Below are 575 nucleotides of genomic sequence, written 5' to 3'. Positions count from 1 at the left end.
GCCTGGCTCGACGTCTACGAGGTGACCCGGACCGCCCTCCAGCTGCGCCGTGAGCACCCGGCGCTGCGGCAACGGCACTGGTTCGAGGGGCGCCCGACGATCATCGGCGGCCCCAAGGACCTCGCCTGGCTGCACCCGTCAGGACGCGAGATGACCGACCAGGACTGGTACGACGCCGACCTCGACACGATCGGGATGTTCGTGTCCGGCAAGCCGCTGCGCTCCCCCGGCCCGCGCGGCGAACAGCAGATCGACACGTCGTTCCTGCTGTGGTTCCACGCCGGCGCCGAGCCGATCACGGTCTTCCTGCCCGACAACGACTGGGTGCGCGCCGGCGCCATCGTCCTCTCCACCGACACCGGCCTGCCTGCCGGGACGAAGCTCGTCGTCGGCGAGGAGCTGGTGATCGGGCCGCGGAGCGTGGTGGTCATGCAGGAGACGGAGGCCTGACATGGTGCGTCCTGCGAAGGCGCTGGACCAGGTGGTCCGCAACCGGATCGCCCCGTCCCTGAAGGACCTCGGGTTCACACGCAAGGGCCTGAGGTTCACGTTCGAGCGGCCGGACGGCGCCCGGG

The 575-nt window shown here is 70.8% G+C and carries 1 pseudogene; it reads left to right on the top strand.

The features are described from left to right. Positions 1-450, top strand: a pseudogene (locus tag ACOADB_RS24905) (glycogen debranching enzyme GlgX); the annotation flags it as partial. Positions 451-575 lie beyond the last annotated feature (125 nt).

The sequence above is a fragment of the Nocardioides sp. CPCC 206348 genome (assembly GCF_048654705.1).
In the GTDB taxonomy this organism is placed as follows: domain Bacteria; phylum Actinomycetota; class Actinomycetes; order Propionibacteriales; family Nocardioidaceae; genus Nocardioides.
The sequence above is the reverse complement of the archived record's forward strand: the minus strand, read 5'-3'. Positions and strand labels throughout refer to the sequence as shown.